Origin of the sequence: Pusillimonas sp., assembly GCF_035515275.1 — a bacterium.
Lineage (GTDB): Bacteria > Pseudomonadota > Gammaproteobacteria > Burkholderiales > Burkholderiaceae_B > Pusillimonas.
Window position 1 is genome coordinate 22,384 of sequence record NZ_DATJBQ010000138.1, and the last position, 23,179, is coordinate 45,562.

Annotated in this window: 18 protein-coding genes and 1 tRNA gene; 16 read left to right on the forward strand and 3 right to left on the reverse strand. The window is 58.7% G+C overall.

Going from position 1 to position 23,179, the window contains the following annotated elements; all coding sequences use genetic code 11:
* The first annotated feature begins 9 nt into the window (after positions 1–9).
* Complete coding sequence (gene phbB / locus VL003_RS10015) at positions 10–747, forward strand: acetoacetyl-CoA reductase (RefSeq protein WP_325442055.1); 738 nt, start codon at positions 10–12, stop codon at positions 745–747.
* A gap of 48 nt (positions 748–795) precedes the next feature.
* The gene (phaR, locus tag VL003_RS10020) at positions 796–1,362 is read left to right on the forward strand and encodes a polyhydroxyalkanoate synthesis repressor PhaR (protein ID WP_325442057.1); all 567 of its coding nucleotides are present in this window, start codon (positions 796–798) and stop codon (positions 1,360–1,362) included.
* A 43-nt stretch (positions 1,363–1,405) separates the two neighbouring features.
* On the opposite strand, the gene VL003_RS10025 is transcribed toward phaR, so the two are convergent.
* Complete coding sequence (locus tag VL003_RS10025; RefSeq protein ID WP_325442059.1) at positions 1,406–2,596, reverse strand: GNAT family N-acetyltransferase; 1,191 nt, start codon at positions 2,594–2,596, stop codon at positions 1,406–1,408.
* A gap of 93 nt (positions 2,597–2,689) precedes the next feature.
* Between VL003_RS10025 and VL003_RS10030 the strand changes: the two genes are divergently transcribed.
* Positions 2,690–3,727, forward strand: coding sequence for a CobW family GTP-binding protein (locus tag VL003_RS10030; RefSeq protein WP_325442061.1), 1,038 nt, complete (start codon positions 2,690–2,692; stop codon positions 3,725–3,727).
* Between the two features lie 575 nt (positions 3,728–4,302).
* Here VL003_RS10030 and VL003_RS10035 read toward each other — a convergent pair.
* A tRNA-Met gene (locus VL003_RS10035) sits at positions 4,303–4,379 on the reverse strand.
* Between the two features lie 71 nt (positions 4,380–4,450).
* On the opposite strand from VL003_RS10035, the gene scpB reads away from it, so the two are divergent.
* The 11 genes from scpB to VL003_RS10090 all read left to right on the forward strand — a co-directional run bounded on the left by scpB (position 4,451) and on the right by VL003_RS10090 (position 19,526).
* Complete coding sequence (gene scpB, locus VL003_RS10040; protein ID WP_414708282.1) at positions 4,451–5,182, forward strand: SMC-Scp complex subunit ScpB; 732 nt, start codon at positions 4,451–4,453, stop codon at positions 5,180–5,182.
* 4 nt (positions 5,183–5,186) lie between these two features.
* Positions 5,187–6,812 carry a pseudouridine synthase gene (locus VL003_RS10045; protein WP_325442063.1) on the forward strand — a complete coding sequence of 542 codons (1,626 nt, stop codon included), beginning with the start codon at positions 5,187–5,189 and terminating at the stop codon, positions 6,810–6,812.
* Between the two features lie 411 nt (positions 6,813–7,223).
* Positions 7,224–7,721 carry a ribosome maturation factor RimP gene (rimP, locus tag VL003_RS10050; RefSeq protein WP_325442065.1) on the forward strand — a complete coding sequence of 166 codons (498 nt, stop codon included), beginning with the start codon at positions 7,224–7,226 and terminating at the stop codon, positions 7,719–7,721.
* On the forward strand, positions 7,718–9,202 hold the full coding sequence (gene nusA / locus VL003_RS10055; protein WP_325442067.1) for a transcription termination factor NusA: 1,485 nt from the start codon (positions 7,718–7,720) through the stop codon (positions 9,200–9,202). Before rimP ends, nusA begins: the two co-directional genes overlap by 4 nt.
* 65 nt (positions 9,203–9,267) lie before the next feature.
* On the forward strand, positions 9,268–12,216 hold the full coding sequence (gene infB / locus VL003_RS10060) for a translation initiation factor IF-2 (protein ID WP_325442069.1): 2,949 nt from the start codon (positions 9,268–9,270) through the stop codon (positions 12,214–12,216).
* 2 nt (positions 12,217–12,218) lie between these two features.
* A complete protein-coding gene (gene rbfA / locus VL003_RS10065; RefSeq protein WP_325442071.1) occupies positions 12,219–12,632 on the forward strand; it encodes a 30S ribosome-binding factor RbfA in 414 nt (137 codons plus the stop codon).
* A gap of 38 nt (positions 12,633–12,670) precedes the next feature.
* Positions 12,671–13,426: a tRNA pseudouridine(55) synthase TruB gene (truB, locus tag VL003_RS10070; RefSeq protein WP_325442073.1), complete on the forward strand. Its 756-nt coding sequence runs from the start codon at positions 12,671–12,673 to the stop codon at positions 13,424–13,426.
* Positions 13,423–15,243 carry a translational GTPase TypA gene (gene typA / locus VL003_RS10075; protein WP_325442075.1) on the forward strand — a complete coding sequence of 607 codons (1,821 nt, stop codon included), beginning with the start codon at positions 13,423–13,425 and terminating at the stop codon, positions 15,241–15,243. Before truB ends, typA begins: the two co-directional genes overlap by 4 nt.
* A gap of 296 nt (positions 15,244–15,539) precedes the next feature.
* Positions 15,540–16,907, forward strand: coding sequence for an NAD(P)/FAD-dependent oxidoreductase (locus tag VL003_RS10080; RefSeq protein WP_325442077.1), 1,368 nt, complete (start codon positions 15,540–15,542; stop codon positions 16,905–16,907).
* Positions 16,908–17,099: 192 nt separating this feature from the next.
* Positions 17,100–17,888, forward strand: a complete 789-nt coding sequence (locus tag VL003_RS10085; RefSeq protein ID WP_325442079.1) for an SDR family oxidoreductase — start codon at positions 17,100–17,102, stop codon at positions 17,886–17,888.
* 108 nt (positions 17,889–17,996) lie between these two features.
* Positions 17,997–19,526 (forward strand): flavin-containing monooxygenase, encoded by a 1,530-nt coding sequence (locus tag VL003_RS10090; RefSeq protein WP_325442081.1) that lies wholly within the window; start codon positions 17,997–17,999, stop codon positions 19,524–19,526.
* A 10-nt stretch (positions 19,527–19,536) separates the two neighbouring features.
* Here VL003_RS10090 and VL003_RS10095 read toward each other — a convergent pair whose 3' ends face one another.
* A complete protein-coding gene (locus VL003_RS10095; RefSeq protein ID WP_325442083.1) occupies positions 19,537–20,541 on the reverse strand; it encodes an AraC family transcriptional regulator in 1,005 nt (334 codons plus the stop codon).
* Between the two features lie 175 nt (positions 20,542–20,716).
* Between VL003_RS10095 and VL003_RS10100 the strand changes: the two genes are divergently transcribed.
* Both VL003_RS10100 and VL003_RS10105 read left to right on the forward strand, forming a co-directional pair.
* Positions 20,717–21,496, forward strand: coding sequence for a cyclase family protein (locus VL003_RS10100; protein ID WP_325442085.1), 780 nt, complete (start codon positions 20,717–20,719; stop codon positions 21,494–21,496).
* A 49-nt stretch (positions 21,497–21,545) separates the two neighbouring features.
* Entirely contained in the window at positions 21,546–23,135 is a 1,590-nt protein-coding gene (locus VL003_RS10105) for a phytoene desaturase family protein (RefSeq protein ID WP_325442087.1), read from the forward strand.
* Positions 23,136–23,179 lie beyond the last annotated feature (44 nt).

The window sequence follows — 23,179 nt, forward strand, 5'->3', positions numbered from 1 at the left end:
GAGAAGCACATGAGCGGGAAACTGGCTTACGTTACAGGCGGAATGGGGGGCATCGGCACCTCGATATGTCAGCGCCTGGCCAAAGAGGGCTATACAGTCATCGCCGGATGCGGCCCCAGCCGCGATCATCAACAGTGGCTCAGTGAACAGGCCAATCTGGGCTACAAGTTCCACGCCTCGGTCGGCAACGTGTCCGACTGGGATTCCACCGTGGCCGCGTTCGACAAGGTTAAGGCCGAGCTCGGGCATGTGGCGGTGCTGGTCAACAATGCAGGCATCACCCGCGACGGCCTGTTCCGCAAAATGACCCAAGACGACTGGCGCGCCGTCATCGACACCAACCTGAACAGCCTGTTCAATGTCACCAAGCAGGTGGTCGAAGGCATGCTCGAAAATCAATGGGGGCGTATTATTAACATCAGTTCGGTTAACGGCCAAAAGGGGCAGTTCGGGCAAACCAATTACTCAACGGCAAAGGCCGGCATTCATGGCTTTACCATGGCGTTGGCCCAAGAGGTCGCCAGCAAGGGCGTAACCGTTAACACGATTTCACCGGGGTATATCGGCACCGACATGGTCAGGGCCATTCGTCCCGACGTACTCGAGAAAATCGTTAGCACCATTCCGGTAAAGCGGCTGGGCACCCCAGACGAAATCGGCTCCATGGTGGCGTGGCTGGCCTCCGACGAGTCGGGTTTTGCCACGGGCGCCGATTTTTCGCTTAATGGCGGTTTGCACATGGGCTGATGCGCTCTTCAACGCAAGGCCTTTTTACTTTATCTTACCCAGACAACCATGACGCAGACGCAAACGGCCAACCCGCCGCGATTAATAAAAAAGTACCCCAATCGGCGGCTATACGACACGCGAACCAGCGCTTACATCACGCTTGCCGATGTAAAGCAGCTGGTGCTTGAGCACGAAGAGTTCCAGGTGGTCGACGCCAAAACTTCCGAAGACCTGACCCGCAGCATTCTTTTGCAGATCATTCTCGAAGAAGAAAGCGGCGGCGTGCCTATTTTTTCGTCCATGGCCTTGCAGCAGATTATTCGCTTTTATGGGCATTCGATGCAAGGTGTGATGGGCGCCTTTCTTGACAAGAACATCCAGGCTTTCATGGAAGTTCAAGAGCGCATGGCCGAGCAGTCGAAGGGGTTGTATGGTGCGCAGTTCGGGCCCGAAGCCTGGACCCAGTTCATGAGCGTTCAAACGCCCGTGCTGCAGAACATGATGAACAACTACGTCGATCAAAGCAAGAATCTGTTTGTCCAGATGCAGGATCAGATGCAGGACCAAACCCGCTCCATGTTCAATGTTTTTCCCTTTCAGCCGACGGGGCCCGAGTCGGATAAAAACAAATAAGGTTCCACCTGCAGCCGGGGCCCGAGCCGGCTGTTTGCTCTGTTTACGTGGTATTGCCGCCCTGGGCGGGGGCGTCGGCCAAAGTGGCCGCGTTAACATGCCTGCCGCCGCCTTCGCGCTTATAGGGGCTATGGTCGATCAGCTCATCGGCATAGCCCTCTATCGCAACCGTTTCGTGTTTTAAAAAATCGGCAATGGCCTGGGCATAGCGGGTGTCGCGAATCCAGTGTGCAGAATAGGTTCGTACCGGCAGCATGCCCCGCGAAAGCTTGTGTTCACCCTGGGCGCCGCCCTCGAAGCTTTTAATGCCCTTGCTAATGCAGTATTCAATGGCTTGCATGTAGCAGGTCTCAAAATGCAGCCCCGATACAAATTGCGTGCTGCCCCAATATCGTCCGTACAGCGTGTCGTTGCTTCGTACATTCAGCGCGCAGGCTATGCGTTCGCCATCCCGGTAGGCCATGACTATAAGCAGGTTGTGGGCCATGCGGTCACGTAGCTGTTCAAAAAAACGCTTGTTGAGGTAGGGAGCATTGCCGTGCGCAAAATAAGTACGCGCATAGCATTCATAAAAGAAAGCCAAGGCCTCGTTATTCAAATCGTCCCCTTCGAGCCAGCGGAACGTTACCCCGGCTTCTATTGTTTTTTTCTTGTCCTGCCGGAGTTTTTTGCGGCTTTTCTGATTCAAACGAGACAGAAAATCGTCAAGGTTCTGGTAGCCTTCGTTTTGCCAATGAAACTGTATGCTTTCGCGAAACATGAAGCCCGCTTCGCGCAGCGCCGCGCAGTCTTCTTGCGTCGGAAACAGCACATGCAAGGACGAAAGCTCATTCTGATCAGCCAGTGCAATGGCTTCGCGCGCAAGCAGAACGCGATCTTCGTGGCTTTGGGCCAGTAGCCTGGGTCCGGGTACGGGTGTAAATGGAATCGCCGATAAGAGCTTGGGGTAGTATTGCAGGCCGTGCTGGGCAAATGCGCGTGCCCAAGCCATGTCAAACACGTACTCGCCACGCGAATGGTATTTGACATACAGCGGCATGGCGCCGGCCAACTGTTTACTGCGATACAGCGCCAAAAAATGCGGCGACCAGCCGGTTTCGTTGGATGCGCAGCCGGATTCTTGCATGCTCAATAAAAATTCGTGCTGTACCAACGGATGACCGACTGCCAGTGTGTTCCATTGTTCGGCGTTAATATCGCCTATGTGCTTTACTAGTGCAAAAGATTCGGACAAGGCAAGACCAGAAAAACAAGATTTAGGTGTGGCGTTTCGGGGGGGCGGACGGCCCAGGACAAGTGTAGTGACTTTCCGGCGGGGGTGCTAGAAATGAGCAGAATTCCAGTGACCGTAATTACCGGTTTTCTTGGCAGTGGCAAAACAACGCTGCTCAATCGCTTATTGTCGCCCGAACAAACCGACCCTGACGTTGTTCAGCGCATTGCTTTGCTTGTCAACGAAGCCGGCCCGGTGGGCATTGATCATCAGCGGGTCCGGCATATCAGTGCCAATATCATTCCTCTCGAATCGGGTTGCATATGCTGCAGCGTGCGGGGCGATCTTATCGAGGCGCTGCGCGAACTGTTCCTGGCCGCCCTGCATAAGCAGATACCGCCATTCTCGCGAATTCTTATCGAAACGACCGGTCTGGCCGACCCGGCAGCGGTCATGCACACCCTCAAGTACGAGGGCTTTCTGCGAGACCGCTATGTATACGCCGGCTGCGTCACAGTCATTGACTATGTAAATGGTTCGCGCCAGCTGGCCGAGTATCCACAGGCCTTGCGACAAGCCGTCGAGGCGGATGCCATTGTTTTCAGCAAGGGCGATCTTGCGTCGCCTGAAGCAAAGAACGTGCTTGGCAATACCGTGGCCACCATTAATGGGCAAGCCCGTACCTTTGATGCGCAATCGCTGCCTGCGCTCGAGACGCTTCTGTCGGCGGCAACCGTCAGCGAAACAGTTGGGCGCCCGGCACTGTTGAGTAGGGGCACGGCCACAGGTTCGTTTGCTTCGCGGCCTTTTGCGCACGCAGCCATTCAGGTGATTACCGTGCCTATCGAGCAGCCAGTTTCGCATGCGGCGTTCAGCCGTGCCATGGGTCGAGTGCATGAGCTTCCCGACGTCGACTTATTGCGCCTCAAGGGGTTGTTGCATTTTCAGGGCGAAGACCAACTGGCCGCCGTGCATGGGGTGCATCGTCAGTTGTACCCGGTCGAACAACTTGCCGCATCGGCAGATAATCAGTCTTCTGAAGCGCAGCCGGTTCTGGTTTTTATCGTGGCAGGTAACGACGCCCCCGGCTTTGAGCCGCGCCTGCGAGCCATATTGGCCGATGAAGGCATCCGTGCGGGGCAAACGTTGTAAAAAACAACGCAAAAATGCGCCGGCTGCAACGGTAATGATTGCATTATGTGGTCCGCAGTGGTGTAATAATAGCTAAATACAGCTAATTTACGGCCGTCTCGAAAGCACTTGTTGATGCCGCTCACTTTATTCGAGCCCCACAATGCAAACGGTCATTCCTGTTATTGGCACAGCCTCTATTGCGGGTGGTGGCAGGCAGGCATATAAGCAACTTAAGCGAATTCAGAATAAGTAATGCCCGGCTTCGGCTCCTTGTCCGAATCCAGTCAGGGCAGTATTGAACACCTTACGTCCCTATTGTTTCGCAAAGCCATCAGCTTTGTGTCAACGGGTATGTCCGTTTCGGGGTACGCCCCACAGGTGTGTGTCGTTCTCACGATCAGCAATCATTAGCAGACGCTCAAGCGCTATTTGACAAACATGTTTTCTAACGGCTGCGGCTCCAGTGCATGTACCGGTTCGGTCTGGCGAAACGGCAAGGTTGCTTGCGCCCGTAGCTTGCATCACAACTTGTTTGTTGGCCAAAACAAAATGGGTCAAGCGTTTTTACGCTTGACCCATTTTGAAAATGCATCTGGTTGCGGGGGCAGGATTTGAACCTACGACCTTCGGGTTATGAGCCCGACGAGCTGCCAGACTGCTCCACCCCGCGTCTGAAGATGAAATATTAACCTAACTATTTTTTAAATGCAAATCGGGCCGATTTAACCGCCCAACCACTTGATGACAGAATCAGAGATAATACGAATACTTGAAACGGCTTTGCTGTGCGCCGACGAGCCCATGCGGATCGAACGACTGAACCAGCTTTTTGGCGATTCGTTCACTGTCGGCCAAATACGGCAGTACCTGCAGACCCTGCAAGATGCCTGGGCCGACAAAGGCCTGGTGCTGGTTGGCTTGGCTAGCGGTTGGAGGTTTCAAAGCCGGCCCGAGATGCAACGTTATCTCGAGCGACTCAACCCCGAGAAGCCGCCACGCTACTCGCGAGCAGTCCTAGAAACCTTGGCCATCATTGCTTGGCGTCAACCTGTTACCCGCGGCGACATCGAAGACATCCGCGGCGTTACAGTGTCGTCGCAAATTGTCCGAACCCTCGAAGAACGCGGCTGGATCGAGGTTCTGGGCCACCGTGATGCACCCGGCCGGCCGGCCTTGCTGGGTACGACCAACCAGTTTCTTGACGACCTTGGGCTCAAGTCCCTAGACGAGCTTCCCGAGCTAGAAACTCACGAAGGTGTGGCCGCACTGGCGGGCCTGAACTTTGAAGAAATTCCGCCGCAGTGCGATCAAGTGCCGAATGAAGGCGACTTTACCGGCGACCCTGACGCGCAATCGCCGTCACTCAACAATACACCGGCCCAGCCAGCATCCAACTTGCCGGCGGCCGACCTACCAGAGGGCGACGAGCCCCCGGCGTACGAACACAAAAAGATTGATACGGAGCATATCTGAAAATATGAATCAAGCAGAGCATTCCTCCGCGGCCGAAAATGAGTCGACCGCAACCCAGGCGCCCGAGGCTGCCGACGGCGCGCAGCCCGAGGGCAAGGCCGGTTCCAACCGGGGCCGGGGCCGTAAGCTGCGTACCCCGTTTCGCCGTCGTCGTGGTGACGCAGTTGCCGAGTCGGCCGCCGGTGAACCCGCCGAGCCGGCGGCTCACGAGCCTGTCGCCCCGGCAGCGCGCCCGAAGCGTGGTCGTGCACCCTCTGGCGCTGCCGCCGAAAAAGAAGCCGACAACGCGCTGGCTTTTCTCGAAAAGCAGGCCCGTATCGAGCAGCGCCTGGGGAAGTACCTGGGCAGCGATGCCGTTACGCCCAAGCTGCACAAGGTGCTCGCCGACGCCGGTGTTGGCTCCCGCCGCGAGATGGAAGAGCTGATCATCGCCGGTCGTGTGTCGGTCAATGGCGAACCCGCCCATATAGGGCAGCGGGTAGGGGCGCAAGATCAGGTGCGAGTCAATGGCCGGCTTATTACGCGGCCCAGCAGCTCAAAGCCTCCGCGGGTCATTTTGTATCACAAGCCGGCGGGTGAAATCGTCAGTCATGACGACCCCGCCGGGCGGGCTACGGTATTTGCGCGCTTGCCCAAGATCAAGGTCGGCAAATGGTTGTCGGTGGGTCGGCTTGACCTGAATACCGAAGGTCTGCTTATTCTGACTACTTCGGGCGACCTGGCCAATCGGCTCATGCACCCGCGCTATGGCGCCGAACGCGAATACGCGGTTCGGGTGCTGGGCGAGCTTGCCCCTGAGCAGCATGCGCGTTTGCTCGAAGGCATACAGCTGGATGACGGTCCCGCCAAGTTCGGTACCCTCGAGTACCTCGGTGGCGAAGGCAGCAACCGCTGGTATCGCGCCACTCTGCACGAAGGGCGCAATCGTGAAGTGCGGCGTATGTTCGAGGCGGCGGGGGTTACGGTCAGCCGGCTCATTCGAACCCGTTTCGGAGAGGTCGTTTTGCCCCGCAATCTGCGCCGGGGCCGTTGGGAAGAGCTCGACACCAACCTTGTTACCGCCCTGATGGTGCAACTGGGTCTTCTCAGCGCTGACGGCGAATCGGCCGACACCCGCCAGGGGCGTAAGGCGCGCCAGCCGCTTTCCAACGAAAATGCCTTACCACCGGGGTTCGGCACGATGGAGCGAAACGGTCTGAACGGCGCCAAGATCAGCCGGCGCGGAAAGCTGTCGGGCGGTCGAGTGGCCAAAGGGGTTGTCGGCCAGGCTTATCCGTCCGACCCCTACGGTACCGGCCTGAGCTTCAGTGGCGGTCTGCCTAATGGGCACCCCGAAGGCGGGCAGAAAAAAGGCAAGTCTACTGCACGGCGCAAACCCAGCCCGGCAGCAAAGGGGCCGCAAGACGCCGCCCAGCCGGCGCAAGGCCGTCGGCCGGCCAGAAAAGGCAAGGGTCCTGCCAAAGGTCCGTCGGCGCCTCAGGGCGAGGGCAAGCAAACGAAGCCCGCCAGGCAGGGCGCACGCACCCGCGGCAAAGGTCAGGGGCAGGCGGCGCGCGGCGACGATTGGCAGCCACGCGGTGCATCTGCCCACGAGTCTCGGCTGGGCATTATCGGCGGGCGCGGGCGCTAAGGGCTCAGTGCACGTAATGCTTCGTGTCGATTATGTTGGTTCAGGTATGGGCGGCCAGGGCCGCCTTGCCGGTCTTTTTAAGGTAAGTTCGTGAGAAACCACGATCTTTTCGTCTTTTCTGTTAGAATATAGGGCTTTACAGCTATATGTGTTTGCTAACAGTAAAGCCTGCGCTTTGATGGAAGCAGTAGAGAGGCCTTGGCCCGAACCATTGACTCAAGCCATTAACCCGCAGTTGGCTCGCTAGAAGTTCACGCGCGCAAGTGCTTGGTCCTGGCTGGGCGGCACTAAAGAAACACGACTGATATAGCGGCACATTTTCTAGTGCATCCGGCGCCTTGCCGGCTTATGGGCAGGGTGTTGCGGTTGCAACAATAGTGGGCTGGATGACAGCCCTTTTTTTTTGAGTTTATGGCAGATCTATTCGCACTGACACAGCAGTCCATTGCCGGCATGGATGTCGAGCTTGTCGATGTCGAGCGCGCCCCATTGGGGTTGCTGCGCGTCACCATCGACAAGGCCGACGGCGTGCGCATCGAAGACTGCGAACAAGTGTCGAAACAGCTCTCACGCGTTTTTGAGGTCGAGAACATCGACTACAAACGCCTCGAGGTCGGCTCGCCCGGTATTGATCGCCCGCTTAAAAGCGTGGCTGATTTTGTTCGGTTCAACGGTCAGCGTGTCGAGATCAAGTTGCGTCATGCCATCGACAACCGCAAGGTTTTTTCGGGCATGCTGCATGCCTCCCAAGAGGTTGGCGAGCAAGGCACGGCCGCCGGCCCAATGTTCGGGCTCGAGCTCGAGCCGCAGGGCAAATCCGCAGAGGTCAAGGTTTTGAACTTCACCTTCGACGATGTTGATCGTGCCAAACTGGATCCCGTTCTTGATTTCAAGGGTAAAAAGCGATGAGTCGCGAAATTCTTCTGCTGGTTGACGCCCTCGCGCGTGAAAAAAATGTGGCGCGCGAAGTGGTCTTTGGCGCACTTGAAAGCGCATTGGCGTCCGCCATGAAAAAACGCTTCAAAGAAGACGCCGATATCCGGGTGTCCATCGATCGCGAAACGGGTGCCCACGAAGGGTTCCGACGTTGGCTGGTGGTGCCCGACGATGCCGGCTTGCAAGAGCCTGATCAGCAAGAGCTGTATTCTGATGCCCAAGAGATCGTGCCCGGCATCGAAGAAGGCGAGTACATCGAAGAGCAACTTGAGCCCGAAGAGTTTGGCCGCATCGGCGCGCAAGCTGCCAAGCAGGCCATCTTGCAGCGCATTCGCGATGCCGAGCGCGAGCAGGTGCTTAACGACTTCCTCGAGCGTGGCGAAACCATCGTTTCGGGTTCCGTCAAGCGTATGGATAAGGGCGATGCCATAATCGAAACCGGCAAGATCGAAGCCCGTCTGCCCCGCACCGAAATGATCCCCAAAGAAAACATCCGCGTGGGTGACCGCATTCGCGCTTGGGTGCACAAGGTCGATCATACCGCCCGTGGTCAGCAGGTTATTTTGTCGCGCAATGCGCCCGAATTCATTCGCCAGTTGTTCGAGAACGAAGTTCCCGAAATCGAGCAGGGGCTGCTTGAGATCAAGGCGGCGGCTCGCGATCCGGGTATTCGCGCAAAAATTGCGGTGGTGGCTTACGACAAGCGCATCGACCCCATCGGCACTTGCGTGGGTATGCGTGGTTCGCGTGTTACCGCTGTTCGCAACGAGCTGGGCGGCGAGCAGGTTGATATCGTGCTGTGGTCCGACGACCCTGCCGAGTTCGTCATTGGCGCCTTGGCGCCCGCGCATGTCGAATCGATTGTGGTCGACGAAGATCGCCACGCCATGGATGTCGTGGTCGACGCTGAAAACCTGCCCAAGGCCATCGGCGCGCGCGGTCAGAACGTGCGTCTGGCCTCCGAGCTGACAGGGTGGCAGATCAACATCATGACCCCCGAAGAAAGCCAGAACCGCCAGGACGAAGAGCGTACCGAGCTGCGCCAGGCCTTCATCACGCGTCTTGATGTCGACGAAGAAGTTGCCGATATTCTTATCGACGAAGGTTTCACCGGCCTCGAAGAAATCGCCTACGTGCCGATTCAAGAGCTGCTTGAAATCGACGCATTCGACGAGGACACCGTCAACGAATTGCGCGCCCGTGCCCGTAACGCTTTGCTTACCGAAGCCATCGCCCAGGAAGAGCAAGTGCAAAAAGTTGACCCTGCGGTGCTCGAGCTCGAAGGCATGACCCCCGAGCTGGCCGTCAAGCTCGGTGAGCATAATGTATATACGCTGGACGATCTGGCCGAACTGGCCACCGACGAGTTGTCGGAAATCACCCAGTTGGACGAAGAAGCGGCAAGCGCCCTGATCATGAAGGCGCGTGCACATTGGTTCAACGACGAAGCATGAGTGCGATCATGTTCAGTTGAGCCTTTAATTCATTGAAATCGTAGTTGTAAGTAAGAGAGAGTCGAATGTCGAGTAACACCGTCGCCCAGTTCGCAGTTGAGCTGAAAATGCCTGCCAACGTGCTGCTAGAGCAGTTGCGTGCCGCTGGCGTTGAACTCCAGTCGGTTGACGATGGCGTCACCGATGCAGACAAGGCGAAGCTGCTCGAGTCTTTGCGACGTGCTCACGGAGGCTCCGAAGGGCAAAAAATTACCTTGACCCGTCGCCAGACCTCTGAAATCCGTCAGGCCGATAGCTCAGGCCGTTCGCGCACCATACCAGTCGAGGTGCGCAAGAAACGCGTGTTTGTCAAGCGCGATCCGGCCGAGTTGTTGGCCGAGGCCAAGAAAGAGGAGGCCGTCGAGGCCCTCACAACCGAACAGCCCGTGCAGGAACCTGCTGCTGTTCCCGAAACGCCTACGACGCCCGTGCACGAGGCGCCCGCTGCTGTGGCTGAGACCGCCCAGGCTCCCGAGGCCGTGCGCGAAGAAGAGCCATCTGCTCAGCCACACGCTGCTCCAGCTCACGAAGCACCTCAGACAGAACCCGAGGCTCCAGCCGCCAAGCCGACTGAAGCTGTGCAAGCTGCGGTCGCCGAGCCGGCTCCATCGGTAGCCCAGGCGTCGCCATCCGAAGCCGCAGCGTCGCCCGAAGAAGCCCCCGCAACCGAACCCCAGGCCGAGCAGCCTGCAGCCGCCGAAGCAAAGGCCGGCGCTGCAAAAGTCGTCGAAGCGAAAGCCTCCGAAACGAAAGCCGTCGAAGCAAAAACTGACGATGGCAAGGCCACCGGTGCTCAGGCTGATTCTGCTGAAGGCCGCGAGGCGCGCGACGAAGATCGAGAGCGGGCCCGCAAGGCCGCCGAGGCCGAAGCGGCGGCGCTGCGTCAGATGCTCAGTCGGCCGCGCAAGGTGCTTAAGGCCCCCGAACCCGAGCAGCCAGGCATTTCCGGTACTTTGCACAAGCCTGCGGGCAAGGGCGCGGCCAAGAAAGACGCCAAGCCTGTCGGCGAACCGAAGAAAACAGTCAAAGGCTCCGAGGTCTCTACGGCCTGGGGCAACGACAGCGGGCGCAAAAAGCCTGCCGCACGCGCCGATGCAGCGCCCGCCAGCCCCAGCCGTGACGGCTGGCGTGCTTCTGGCAAGGGCGGGGGTAAAGGCGGTCGCGGCGGTCGTAACCGTCAGTCGCAATCCGACCGTCAAGAGCCGCAAGTGGTCGAGTTTATTGCTCGCGAGGTGCACGTACCCGAAACCATCACGGTGGCCGATCTGGCTCACAAAATGTCGGTCAAAGCTGCCGAGGTCATCAAACATCTCATGAAGCTTGGTCAGATGGTCACCATCAACCAGGTGCTCGACCAGGAAACGGCCATGATCGTGGTCGAAGAACTGGGTCACATCGCCATTGCAGCCAAACTTGACGACCCCGAGGCCTTCCTGGACGTGGCCGAAAGCGATCACGAAGCCGAGGCCTTGCCTCGTGCGCCGGTCGTTACCGTCATGGGTCACGTCGACCACGGTAAAACGTCGCTCCTCGACTATATTCGTCGAGCCAAAGTGGCCTCCGGCGAAGCGGGTGGCATCACGCAGCATATCGGCGCCTACAGCGTCAAAACCGATCGCGGTGTAGTGGCTTTCCTTGATACCCCCGGTCACGAGGCCTTTACAGCCATGCGTGCGCGCGGTGCCAAGGCAACCGACGTCGTGATTCTGGTTGTGGCCGCCGACGACGGCGTCATGCCGCAAACCAAAGAGGCCATTCACCACGCGAAAGCGGCTGGTGTGCCCCTGGTCGTGGCCATTAACAAGATCGACAAGCCCGAAGCCAACCCCGAACGGGTCAAGCAAGAGCTCGTGGCCGAAGAAGTCGTGCCTGAAGAGTACGGCGGTGACGTTCCTTTTGTTCCGGTGTCTGCCAAGACGGGCCAGGGCATCGACGAACTGCTCGAGAACGTATTGCTACAGGCCGAGATGCTAGAGCTGAAGGCGCCGATCGATGCTCCCGCCAAGGGTATTGTCATCGAGGCTCGCCTGGATAAGGGCCGGGGCCCGGTGGCGACCATCCTCGTGCAAAGCGGCACCCTTACGCGCGGCGACGCCTTGCTGGCCGGTGCCAGCTACGGGCGTGTTCGAGCCATGCTCAATGAAAACGGCAAGCCGGTGACCAGTGCAGGCCCGGCCACCCCCGTCGAGATCCAGGGCCTCACCGAGGTGCCGGCGGCGGGCGACGAAGTCATTGCCATGGTCGACGAGCGCAAGGCACGCGAAATCGCCTTGTTCCGTCAAGGCAAGTTCCGCGACGTCAAGCTGGCGCGTCAGCAGGCGGCCAAGCTCGAATCCATGTTCGACAACCTGGGCGAAGGCACACAAACGCTGGCGCTTATCGTCAAGACCGACGTACAGGGCTCGCAAGAGGCCCTCGTGCAGTCGCTGCTCAAGCTTTCCACCGACGAGGTTCGTGTTCAGGTGGTTCACGCGGCAGTGGGCGGCATCTCCGAAAGCGACGTCAACCTGGCCATTGCCTCGCATGCAGTCATTATCGGCTTCAATGTGCGCGCCGAACAAAGCGCCAAGAAGCTGGCCGAACACAACGGCATCGATCTGCGCTACTACAACATCATCTACGACGCCATCGACGACGTACGCAATGCCATGTCGGGCATGCTGGCGCCCGAGAAACGCGAAGAAGTCATCGGCATGGTCGAGATCCGCGAGGTGTTCAGCGTTTCGCGCATCGGCAACATTGCCGGTTGTATGGTCACCGACGGTGTCGTCAGACGCGATTCGCAGGTTCGCCTGCTGCGCAACCACGTTGTGCACTGGACCGGTCACATCGAGTCGCTGCGCCGCTTCAAAGATGACGTCAAGGAAGTCAAGCAAGGTTTTGATTGCGGTATCACCCTTAAAGGCAACAACGATATCGAAGTGGGCGATCAGCTCGAGATCTTCGAGATCAAAGAGTTTGCACGGGCGTTGTAAGCATGAGTCGTCATAAGTCCAGAGCGAATCCGGGCCGCAACACACGGCTGGCCGACCAGATCCAAAAAGATCTGGCCGGTCTCATCCAGCGCGAGATCGACGTCTCGCGTGCCGGTCTGGTAACGCTTACTGGTGTCGACTTGTCGGCCGATTACGCGCATGCAAAAGTGCACTTCACCGTCATGGGTGCCGAGCCCGAGGCAGCTTTGGCGGCGCTCAACGAAAAGGCGGGTTGGCTGCATTCCCTGTTGTTCAAGATGCTGCACATCCATACTGTGCCTACCTTGCATTTTGTCCACGACCAGCAATTGGTTCGAGGCATCGAGTTGTCGCGCCTGATCGACGAAGCGAATCGTCCCCAAAGCTATTCCGCATCTGAGCCTGCCGAGCCCGAGGATCCCGACGAACGCTCCTGATGGGGCTGTCGTGATTTGTTTTCAAGAGAGACGAGACGATGGCTTCCCGACGCGGGCAGATGCTCGATGGTGTCTTGTTGCTGGACAAACCCGAGGGTTTATCCAGCAATCATGCTTTGCAGCGCGCCAAGCGCGCGCTGGATGCCCGCAAGGCGGGGCACACTGGTACGCTTGACCCATTCGCCACCGGCTTGCTGGTGTGCTGTCTGGGGCGCGCAACAAAAATTTCGGCGTCCATGCTCGAGGCCGACAAGGTTTACGAAGCCACGGTGCGTTTGGGCGAGGAAACCGATTCCGGCGATTTAACCGGTCATATCGTGTTTCAGGCACCCAACGACGCGGCGGCAGTGACATGCGAACAGTTTGAAGCCGTGCTTGAGCAGTTTCGTGGCGAGATTGAACAGATCCCGCCCATGCATTCGGCACTGAAGCGCGACGGCAAGCCTTTGTACGAGTATGCGCGCCAGGGCATCGAGCTGGAACGGCCGCCACGCAAGATAACGATTTACCGGCTCGAATTGTTGGCGTTCGACGGCCGGGATGCAAAAATTTTGGTGCATTGCAGCAAAGGGACGTATATTCGTACCCTGGCCCAGGACATCGGCCGTGCCCTGGGATGCGGAGGACACTTGGCGGCGCTGCGGCGTACACAAGTGGGGCCCTTTAGCCTTGACGACGCCGTCGAACTAGAGACGCTACAGCAGATGCCTGAACCGCAGACCGTATTGATTGCGCCGCAAGCCTTGCCCCAGGGCTTGTGGCCGGCAAACCTTAAATTAAAGGACGAATTATGAAACGCGCCCTGCGCAATGTGGCAATCATCGCTCACGTCGATCACGGCAAGACCACCCTGGTGGACCAACTGCTGCGTCAGTCGGGCACTTTCCGCGAGAACGAGCAGGTTTCCTCACGGGTCATGGACTCCGGCGATATCGAGAAAGAGCGCGGCATCACCATTCTTTCCAAAAACTGCGCCGTCGAGTACGAAGGCACTCACATCAACATCATCGACACCCCGGGACACGCTGATTTCGGCGGAGAGGTCGAGCGCGTGCTGTCGATGGTCGACGGCGTGCTGCTGCTGGTGGATGCCGTCGAGGGCCCTATGCCTCAGACTCGTTTCGTGACACGCAAGGCGCTGGCGCTGGGCCTGAAACCCATCGTGGTCGTCAATAAGATCGATCGCGGCGGCGCTCGGCCCGACCATGTCATCAACGCTACCTTCGATCTGTTCGACAAATTGGGCGCCACCGAAGAGCAGCTTGATTTCCCCATTATTTACGCCTCGGGCCTGTCAGGTTTCGCGGGGCTTACCGACGATGTACGCAGCGGTGACATGCGCCCGCTGTTCGACACCATACTCAAGCACGTTCCGCAGCGCGATGACGACGCTGAAGGGCCGTTGCAGCTGCAGATCATTTCCATCGACTACAGCACCTATGTCGGTAAAATCGGCATCGGCCGCGTCAATCGCGGCAGGGTGCGCCCCGGGCAAGATGTGGTGGTTCAGTTCGGCCCCGATGGCGAATCCTTCAAGGGCCGCATCAACCAGGTCCAGCAGTTCAGCGGCCTTGATCGCGAACTGGTCGACGAAGCCGAAGCGGGCGATATCGTGCTGATCAACGGCATTGAAGACATCGGCATTGGCTGCACGGTCATGGATCCTTCCGCGCCCGAGCCGCTGCCTATGCTGCGTATCGACGAGCCCACACTGACCATGAACTTCATGGTGAACTCTTCGCCTTTGGCCGGACGCGAGGGCAAGTTCGTTACCAGCCGCCAGTTGCGCGACCGGCTCGAGCGCGAGCTTAAATCAAACGTGGCCCTGCGCGTCAACCCTACCGACGATGATATGGTCTTTGAGGTGCGTGGCCGAGGCGAGCTGCACTTGACCATTCTGCTCGAGAACATGCGCCGCGAAGGCTACGAGCTGGCCGTATCACGGCCCCAGGTGCTGCTCAAAGAGATCGACGGCGTTCGTCACGAACCCTACGAGCTGCTTACGGTGGATATCGAGGAAGCGCACCAGGGTGGGGTGATGGAAGAACTGGGCCGACGCAAGGGCGATTTGCTGGACATGCAGTCCGACAGTCGGGGTCGTACGCGTCTTGAATACCGTATTCCGGCACGCGGACTTATCGGCTTCCAGGGTGAGTTCATGACCCTGACCCGTGGCACCGGCCTGATGAGCCATATTTTCGATGACTACGCCCCCATGCGTGAAGGGGGTGTCGGCGAACGCCGAAATGGCGTGCTGATCAGCCAGGACGACGGGGCCGCCGTGGCGTACGCGCTCTGGAAGCTGCAAGATCGGGGCCGCATGTTTGTCGGCCCGGGCGAAGCGCTGTACGAGGGCATGATCATCGGCATTCATAGTCGCGACAACGATCTGGTTGTAAACCCGATCAAGGAAAAGAAACTGACCAATATCCGTACAACCAGCAAGGACGAGCACATTGATTTGGTGCCGCCCATCAAGCTGACGCTGGAATACGCGGTTGAGTTTATTGATGACGATGAACTCGTCGAGGTGACGCCTAAATCGATACGCCTGCGCAAGCGGTATCTGCAGGAGCACGAACGCCGCCGCGCCATGCGCGAAGCGGGCTGACGTCATCTCGTCTTTAAGCCCGGCCTAAGCGCCGGGCTGCCATCCGCGCCGCCGTGCTTTCCGCTTGCCGGAAAGCGTGCCGACGCACTCAGTATGGCCAGTTGGCCGGCGGTGATCTCACCATTTGTGCCGGCCGTACGCGGCAAGTTTCCCTTTTTCCAGTTTCAATGCCGCATCCAAAGGCCGGCCTGCACGCTCCGTGCGGGGATCGGTCGTATTCGCTCGATCGGGCGGAGCGGTTTGCGCGCAAGGAAAAAGGGCGTACCTGCCACCGATAGTTTTTACAGGAGTATGTTTTGACCGAAAAGAAGAGAATCGCGATTTTAGGAGCGGGCCCCAGTGGACTGGCCCAATTAAGGGCATTTGAGGCGGCGCGTCGGGCGGGGGCGAAAGACCTGCCGGAGATTGTCTGCTACGAGAAACAGAATGATATTTGCGGCATGTGGAATTACACCTGGCGCACCGGCCTGGACCGCAACGGCGAACCTGTGCATGGCAGCATGTATCGTTATTTGTGGTCCAACGGCCCCAAAGAATGCCTTGAATTCGCCGATTATTCTTTTGACAAGCACTTTGGCAGGCCGATTCCTTCGTATCCCCCGCGCGAGGTGCTGAAGGACTACATTATGGGCCGCATCGATAAGCGGGCCATCTTCAACTACATTCGGCTTGAATGCCCGGTGCGATGGGTCACCTATGACGACGACACCGAAAAATTCACTGTCACGGTCATGAACCACAAGACGGGCGAGCAGGAAACCGAAGAGTTCGATTACGTGGTGGTGGCGACGGGGCATTTTTCCACGCCCAATATGCCGTACTACGAAGGCCTGGAACAGTTCCCCGGCCGGGTTCTGCACGCGCATGATTTTCGCGATGCGCTGGAGTTCGAGGGACAGGATCTGCTGTTGGTCGGAGGAAGTTATTCGGCTGAAGACATCGGAACCCAATGCTACAAGTACGGAGCCAAGTCGGTCACCATCAGCTATCGCACCGAACCCTTGGGTTTTGACTGGCCCGACGGCATCGAGGAAAAGCCTTTGTTGTCGCATTTTGAGGGCAACGTGGCCCACTTCAAGGACGGCACCACCAGGGCGTTCGACGCAATAATCATGTGCACGGGCTATCAGTTTCACTTCCCGTTCCTGCCCGACGAGCTCCGACTGCAGACCCATAACTGCCTTTACCCTGAAAACCTCTACAAGGGTGTCTTTTTTCAGACCAATCCCAAGCTGATCTATCTGGGCATGCAGGATCAGTATTTTACTTTCAATATGTTTGACGCTCAGGCCTGGTATGCGCGCGATGTCATCCTGGGCAAGATTGAACTTCCTGAGGCCCAGCAGCGCCGGCAAGACATGCAGCGCTGGCTGAACGAACACGAGGCGCTTCAGAACCCTCATGAGTCCATCGATTTTCAGGCCAAGTACATTCGCGATCTGATCGGGCCAACCGATTACCCTGATTTTCCCATCGAGATGCAGGCCGAGCTGCTCAAGTCGTGGCTGCAAGACAAAGAAGACGACATCATGGCGTTTCGCAACGTGTCGTATCGTTCGACCATCACGGGTACCCAGGCCGCCAAGCTGCCTAAACCGTGGCTGGAGATCAAGGACGATTCCCTGGAAGGCTTCATGTCGCTGAAATTCATCGACGCCGAATAAGAAGGCAAGCAGCCGCCCGCGGCAATCTGCCCGGGCGTGTCACCTGCGATACATGTCTAGTGGGGGGCAGAGGCGCTTTTGGGATAACGAAGGGCGCTTTAAGGATAGTCCGCGCCCGTCCTATGCTCATAATGATCTGTACATATCAATAAGACAGCACCCGTCCCATGCAGGCGGGCAAGGAGACAGATCATGGACGGACTTGAAAATAAAACGGCGATCGTGACCGGGGGCGCCACCATTATTGGTGCCGCCGTGGCCGCCGCGCTGCACGCTCGCGGCGTACGTGTTGTGATCGCCGACATCGATCAAGAACACGGCGCCAAGGTGGCGGCCGGGCTGGGCGACAATGCATTATTCATTGCTACCGACATTACCGACGATCAGCAGATCGACCATTGCGTGCGTCGCACCGTGGAAACGTTTGGCGGCATCGATATTTTGGTCAACCTGGCTTGCAGCTATGTGGATGACGGCATTAACGCCACACGTGACGACTGGAACCAAAGCCTGAGTGTGAACGTCGTGGGCGCCGTCATGATGAGTAAAGCGTGTCGACCCCATATGGTCGAACGCGGTGCCGGTAGCATTGTCAATTTCAGCAGCATCAGTGCCAAGGTGGCACAGACGGGCCGTTGGCTTTACCCGGTGGGCAAGGCCGCGGTGGCTCAACTGACCCGCAGCATGGCCATGGATCTGGCCGCTGATCGGATACGCGTCAATTCGGTTTCGCCGGGCTGGACGTGGTCGCGTGTCATGGACGAGCTTTCGGGTGGCGATCGGGCGAAGACCGACAGGGTGGCTGCGCCGTTCCACATGCTTGGCAGGGTCGGCGACCCCGACGAGGTCGCCCAGGGTGTGGTGTTTTTATGCTCGGCCCAGGCCTCCTTTGTTACCGGCGCCGACTTGCCGATTGACGGCGGTTACAGCGCCATGGGGCCCGAGCAAGCGGTGCCGGCGATTCCGTTGCTGGCCCGGTAAATCCATTGTTAATGAGCCTGCCTCAGCAGGCCGAAAATAGTCGCGCCACAAGAGCGCGTCAACGGTGGGCACGGCGACAAGGCGTGGGCCGCCACTAAGGAGACAAAGATGAAAATTGCAATAATTGGGGCTGGCTTCGCCGGCCTGAGCTCAGCCAAGGTACTGTCGGAATTTGGTCACGAGGTGGCGGTGTTCGAAAAGGCGCCCGATGTGGGCGGCGTCTGGAGCGCCACGCGGCGCTATCCGGGTTTGCGTACCCAGAACAACAAGGACACCTACTGCTTCACCGATTTTCCAATGCCTGCTTCCTACCCAGAATGGCCTTCCGGCGAGCAGGTGCAGCAGTATCTCGAGAGTTACGCCAATCATTTCGACCTGAACGGATCCATACGCTTGAACGCCGAGGTGCTTTCGGCCGAACCCAACGACCAGGACGGGTGGCGTCTGGTGGTGCGCGATACCCGCCTGGGTGCAACCACCGAACATGAGGTCGACAGCCTTATTGTTGCAAATGGAATTTTTTCCGAGCCTTTCATTCCTCCCTATGAAGGACGTGAAACCTTTGAGTCCGCGGGTGGTCGCCTGTGCGCCACGTCCGAATTTCATGACGTGGAGCAGGCGCGGGGCAAGCACGTGCTCGTGGTGGGCTACGGGAAATCATCCTGCGACGTTGCGGCGGCGGTGGGCGAGGTTGCCATGTCGACCAAGGTAGTGGCGCGCGAACTGCTCTGGAAAATGCCGCGCAAGATCCTCAATGTACTCAATTACAAATACCTGATGTTGACCCGCATGGGAGAAGGCCTGTTTCCGTATATCGAGCAAAAGGGCTTTGAGCGTTTTCTGCATGGCCCGGGCAAGGGCGTGCGCGACGGCATGATCGGTTCGCTTCAGTCCGTATCGACCAAGCAGCTTAAACTCGACAAGCTCGGCCTGGTGCCTGAAGGCACCTTTGATCGGATTGCACGCAGCACCGTCAGCCTGGCAACCGACAGGTTATATAAACAGGTCGAGCAAGGTCGCAGCCAGGTGCTGCGCGAGTGCGAAATTGTGCGCTTGGGTCAGGATCGCGGGCAGCCCATTGCCGAGCTGAGCGACGGAAGTCGGGTCCCAGCCGACCTGGTTATCTGTGGAACCGGATTCAAGCAGGTGGTGCCGTTCTTTTCGGAGGCCGTGCAAAAGCAACTTACCGACGAAGAAGGCAACTTCATGTTGTACAGGCAGATCCTGCCTTTCAATCTGCCCAACCTTTACTTCTGTGGGTATAACTCGTCGTTCTACAGTCCCTTGAGCGCCGAAGTGGCTGCTTTGTGGATCGCCGGCTACCTGATGGACGAGATTGCGCTTCCGCCACAAGAACAGCGACTGGAACATGTGCGCAGGCGGCTGCGCTGGATGCAAGAGCGCACCGAGGGCAAGCATGCGCGCGGCACCAATATTATTCCCTTCTCGATGCACAATATCGACGAAATGCTGAACGAAATGGGACTGAATGTATCAGCGGCCACTCGTTTCAAGCAGTGGTTGCTGCCCAGCAATGCAAAAGACTATCGCTCGGTCAGCAAGGCGTTGCTGAAGCGTCTTCGGGCCAAAGAAGGGCATGCGCGTGCGGTGCCGTTGCGCGGCAAGCCTGCGGCCTGATGGCGGCCCGCTACCCGGCGCTAAGTGTTTGTGTGGGCGTTTCACCGAACTGGCTGCGGTAGGCCTGAGTGAAATGCCCCGGATGGCTGAAGCCCGCGTCAAGTGCCGCCCGGGTGATGCTGATGGGCTCGGCGTTACAGCGGGCTTGCAGCAGCTCTTGGCGCACCTGCTGCAGGCGGACCAGTCGCAAGAACGCCATGGGTGACATGCCTTTATGCCGTTGAAAACCCTTGTGCAGGCTGCGCGCACTGATAGCCGCGTGTCGGGCCAGTGTTTCGAGGGTGATGGGTTCGCGGTAGTGGGCGACTATGTAGTCTTGGGCGCGTTGCACATAATGGGTGGGCGGCGTTTGGACAGGGCGGGCCAGGGCGTCGGTATAGTTGTGACGGTGCTGGGTAAGCAGGGTGGTAACCAGCAGATGCTCGATCTGCCGGCCGATGAGCTCGTGGCCGGCGGGGCCCGACGCAAACGCCGACGAGGTTAAAAACCGGACCAGGGCCAGCCAGGCCGCTCCCTGGCCTTCGCGCAGGTTCATGCCAAGCTCGAACTCGATGGGGTGGGGCAGGGCATGCCCCAGTTGGGCGCTGCAGGCCGCTTCGAGCGAGCTGCGCTCAAGGCGCACGATAAGCTGGTCGCACTGGCCCTGCCACTGCATGTGCAGCGGCAGCGTAGGGGTAAGTACCGACGCCGTGTAGGGGCTGGAGGTGATTTTTTGATCGCCGCAACGGATCTGGGCGCTGCCCTGAAGCGGCATTTGCACGAGCAGGAAGTGGTCGAGGCAGTCGGGTTCGATGCTGACATTGGCGCCGTAACAAAGCCGGTTGATTGATGCCTGGCCCAGTGCGAGGTGGTCCATGAAGGCGTCGAGTTTTTGGCGCTGCCCAAGCACGCCCAGCGCATGGGGCTTGAACACGCGTCCTACGGTGCTGCGGGTTTCGTCCAGGTCGTGAGAATGAAACAGGCGAACCGGGCTTGCATCGCCGGCAGGAAACGCTGGGGTGGACGGCAGGTTCATGGAAGCAGACCTCCAGGGAACGCGTCGCGCCGGTGCAGCGAGTGGCGCCAGTCGCGCAGATGACTGCAAGGATTATTTAAGTTTAAACTAAGTGTAAATAAAAACCATACATATAAACCCAGGCGGCGCGTTTCGAATAGCGCCGCTATCCTACGTATTTTAAATGGAGACTTTCATGACCACACCTGCTTCCAGTTTTACCGACCTTCTGGCTAAAGGCGACTTCAAAGTCGTGGACCTTACCCATACTTTGTCTCCCGACTTCCCGCCGTTGCAGTTGCCCCCCCAGTTCGGCCAGGTGGCGGCATTCAAGATGGAAACCATTTCGCACTACGACGATGCCGGCCCGGCCTGGTACTGGAACAACTTCACGTGTGGCGAGCACACCGGCACCCATTTTGACGCACCCGCACACTGGATATCGGGCAAAGACCTGCCAAACAACTCGGTCGACACCATCGACCCTGCCAACTTCATTGCGCCGGCAGTGGTTGTAGATGCGACCGAACAGGTCAGTCAGGACGACGACTGGGTACTTACCGTCGAATTCCTTAAAAACTGGGAAGCCGAACACGGCCGCATCCCTGAAGGTAACTGGGTGTTGTTCCGTACAGGGTGGTCCAAGCGTTTAAGCGACCCCGCGTCTTACGTCAACATGCGCGAAGACGGCGCCCATACTCCCGGCCCCAGCCAAGAGGCTGTCGAATGGCTCATCAAAGAGCGCAACGTTCACGGCTTTGGTGTTGAAACCATCAATACAGATGCCGGCCAGTCATATGGTTGGTCCATGCCTTATCCCTGCCATACCCTCATGCACGGTGCCGGCAAGTATGGCCTGCAGTGCCTGAACAATCTGGATCAGTTGCCAGTCAAGGGCGCTGTCATTGTTTCGGCGCCGCTCAAGATCAAAGGTGGTTCGGGTAGCCCGCTGCGTGTGCTGGCTCTGGTTCCCTAATCGGCTTCAAGACCAATAACATCAAAATCAAGAGACAACGGAGGGATGCATGAGCAATACCCAAGCTCAGGTCATCGTCGTGGGCAGCGGCATGAACTCACTGGTGTGCGCCGCCTTGCTGGCCAAGCGCGGCAAATCAGTACTGGTGCTCGAACGCAACGACCGGGCGGGGGGGTGCATCCGCACCGAAGAACTCTTTCCGGGGTTCCACCACGAGGTCCTGTCTTCGTGGTACCCCTTGTTTTTGGGCGGAGCCGCTTATCCTGAACTCAAAGACGACCTCGCCTCGCTGGGCGTCGAGTTTCTAACCAACGGATACACCACCGGTGTGGCCATGCCCGACGGTCGCACCCTGGCGCTACGCCAAGACATCGACGACGCAGTGCGTCGCATCGACCAGGTGGCGCCGGGCGACGGGCAGGCCTTCGGTGCCATGGCCGCCCAGTTGTTTGGAAAAGACGCCGCCCTTACCTTCGGTCTGCTGGGCAACTCGCCTTACGACTGGAAGGTGGGCCGTCTCTTGTTTTCCGAGTGGCGCAAGCGCGGCACCAATGGTCTGCTGGCCTATGCCGCCGAGTCGCTCGAAAGTTTCCGCCGCTGGGCTCAGCGCGAGCTCGGCTCCGATCTGGCTCGCGCCATGATCAGCCCGTGGGTGCTTCACACCGGGCTAGGGCCTGACGAAGCCTCCTCGGCCCTGATAGGCAAGCTTACCTTCGGCGCGGTGGTGGCGGGCGGCATGCCGGTGGTCAAGGGGGGCAGTCAAAACCTGGTCAAAGCCTTGCAGGCCCTTATTGAGCGACATGGCGGCCAAGTGCTTACCGGCGTAGACGTTACCCAGGTGCAGGTTTCGGGCGACCGGGCTAGCGGCGTCAAGGCGGGCGACACCGTTTATACGGCAAGCGAGGCCGTGGTCTGCAATGTAACTCCTCCTCAACTGTATGGTCGGCTACTGCCCGACGCACCGCAAGCGGTGCGCAAGCAGGCTCAGGGCTACGCCTTTGGTCGGGGTTGCATGCAAATTCACTTTGCCCTTGATGCTCCCGCCCCCTGGCGCGATCCCGAAATGCTCAACGTACCCCTGGTCCACCTGGCCGGCAGCATGGAGTCGGTCAGCATGTCGGTGGCCGAAGCCAATAACGGCTTATTGCCACGCAACCCCACCATCGCGATCGGCCAGCCTGTGGCGGTCGACCCTTCGCGCGCGCCCGACGGCAAGTGGATACTTTGGCTGCAGTTACAAGAAATGCCCACACACATCAAGGGCGATGCCGCAGGGCTTATCGAAGCGCCCGCCGATGGGCGCTGGAACGACACCGTGCGCGAAGCCATGGCCGATCGGGTGCAGGCGTCGCTCGAAGCAGTGCTGCCGGGGCTTTCCAGTCTGGTTATTGGGCGGCGCGCTTTTTCACCCGGCGACCTTGAAGCGCTTAATTGCAACTTGGTGGGCGGCGACCCTTATTCGGGAATCTGCTCGCCCGACCAGTTCTTCTGGCTAAGGCCTTTTGCCGGCGCCGACGGGGCCAGGGCACACAAAACACCGTATAAAAATGTGTTCCACATTGGTGCGTCCACCCACCCTGGCCCAGGCCTGGGTGGCGGTTCAGGGTATCTGGTTGCCCAGGCCCTGTCTCGTAAATAAGCCCCGTTCAGAAAAGAACTGGCGGTGCAAGGTCGGTGCCGCGC

Bases quoted from the DNA above. Each gene is read 5' to 3' on its own strand.
- VL003_RS10090 (WP_325442081.1), top strand. From the start codon at position 17,997: ATGAAAATTGCAATAATTGGGGCTGGCTTCGCCGGCCTGAGCTCAGCC.
- VL003_RS10100 (WP_325442085.1), top strand. From the start codon at position 20,717: ATGACCACACCTGCTTCCAGTTTTACCGACCTTCTGGCTAAAGGCGAC.
- infB (WP_325442069.1), top strand. From the start codon at position 9,268: ATGTCGAGTAACACCGTCGCCCAGTTCGCAGTTGAGCTGAAAATGCCT.
- nusA (WP_325442067.1), top strand. From the start codon at position 7,718: ATGAGTCGCGAAATTCTTCTGCTGGTTGACGCCCTCGCGCGTGAAAAA.
- truB (WP_325442073.1), top strand. From the start codon at position 12,671: ATGGCTTCCCGACGCGGGCAGATGCTCGATGGTGTCTTGTTGCTGGAC.
- VL003_RS10085 (WP_325442079.1), top strand. From the start codon at position 17,100: ATGGACGGACTTGAAAATAAAACGGCGATCGTGACCGGGGGCGCCACC.
- scpB (WP_414708282.1), top strand. From the start codon at position 4,451: ATGACAGAATCAGAGATAATACGAATACTTGAAACGGCTTTGCTGTGC.
- typA (WP_325442075.1), top strand. From the start codon at position 13,423: ATGAAACGCGCCCTGCGCAATGTGGCAATCATCGCTCACGTCGATCAC.
- rbfA (WP_325442071.1), top strand. From the start codon at position 12,219: ATGAGTCGTCATAAGTCCAGAGCGAATCCGGGCCGCAACACACGGCTG.
- VL003_RS10105 (WP_325442087.1), top strand. From the start codon at position 21,546: ATGAGCAATACCCAAGCTCAGGTCATCGTCGTGGGCAGCGGCATGAAC.
- phaR (WP_325442057.1), top strand. From the start codon at position 796: ATGACGCAGACGCAAACGGCCAACCCGCCGCGATTAATAAAAAAGTAC.
- VL003_RS10045 (WP_325442063.1), top strand. From the start codon at position 5,187: ATGAATCAAGCAGAGCATTCCTCCGCGGCCGAAAATGAGTCGACCGCA.
- VL003_RS10095 (WP_325442083.1), bottom strand. From the start codon at position 20,541: ATGAACCTGCCGTCCACCCCAGCGTTTCCTGCCGGCGATGCAAGCCCG.
- VL003_RS10030 (WP_325442061.1), top strand. From the start codon at position 2,690: ATGAGCAGAATTCCAGTGACCGTAATTACCGGTTTTCTTGGCAGTGGC.
- phbB (WP_325442055.1), top strand. From the start codon at position 10: ATGAGCGGGAAACTGGCTTACGTTACAGGCGGAATGGGGGGCATCGGC.
- rimP (WP_325442065.1), top strand. From the start codon at position 7,224: ATGGCAGATCTATTCGCACTGACACAGCAGTCCATTGCCGGCATGGAT.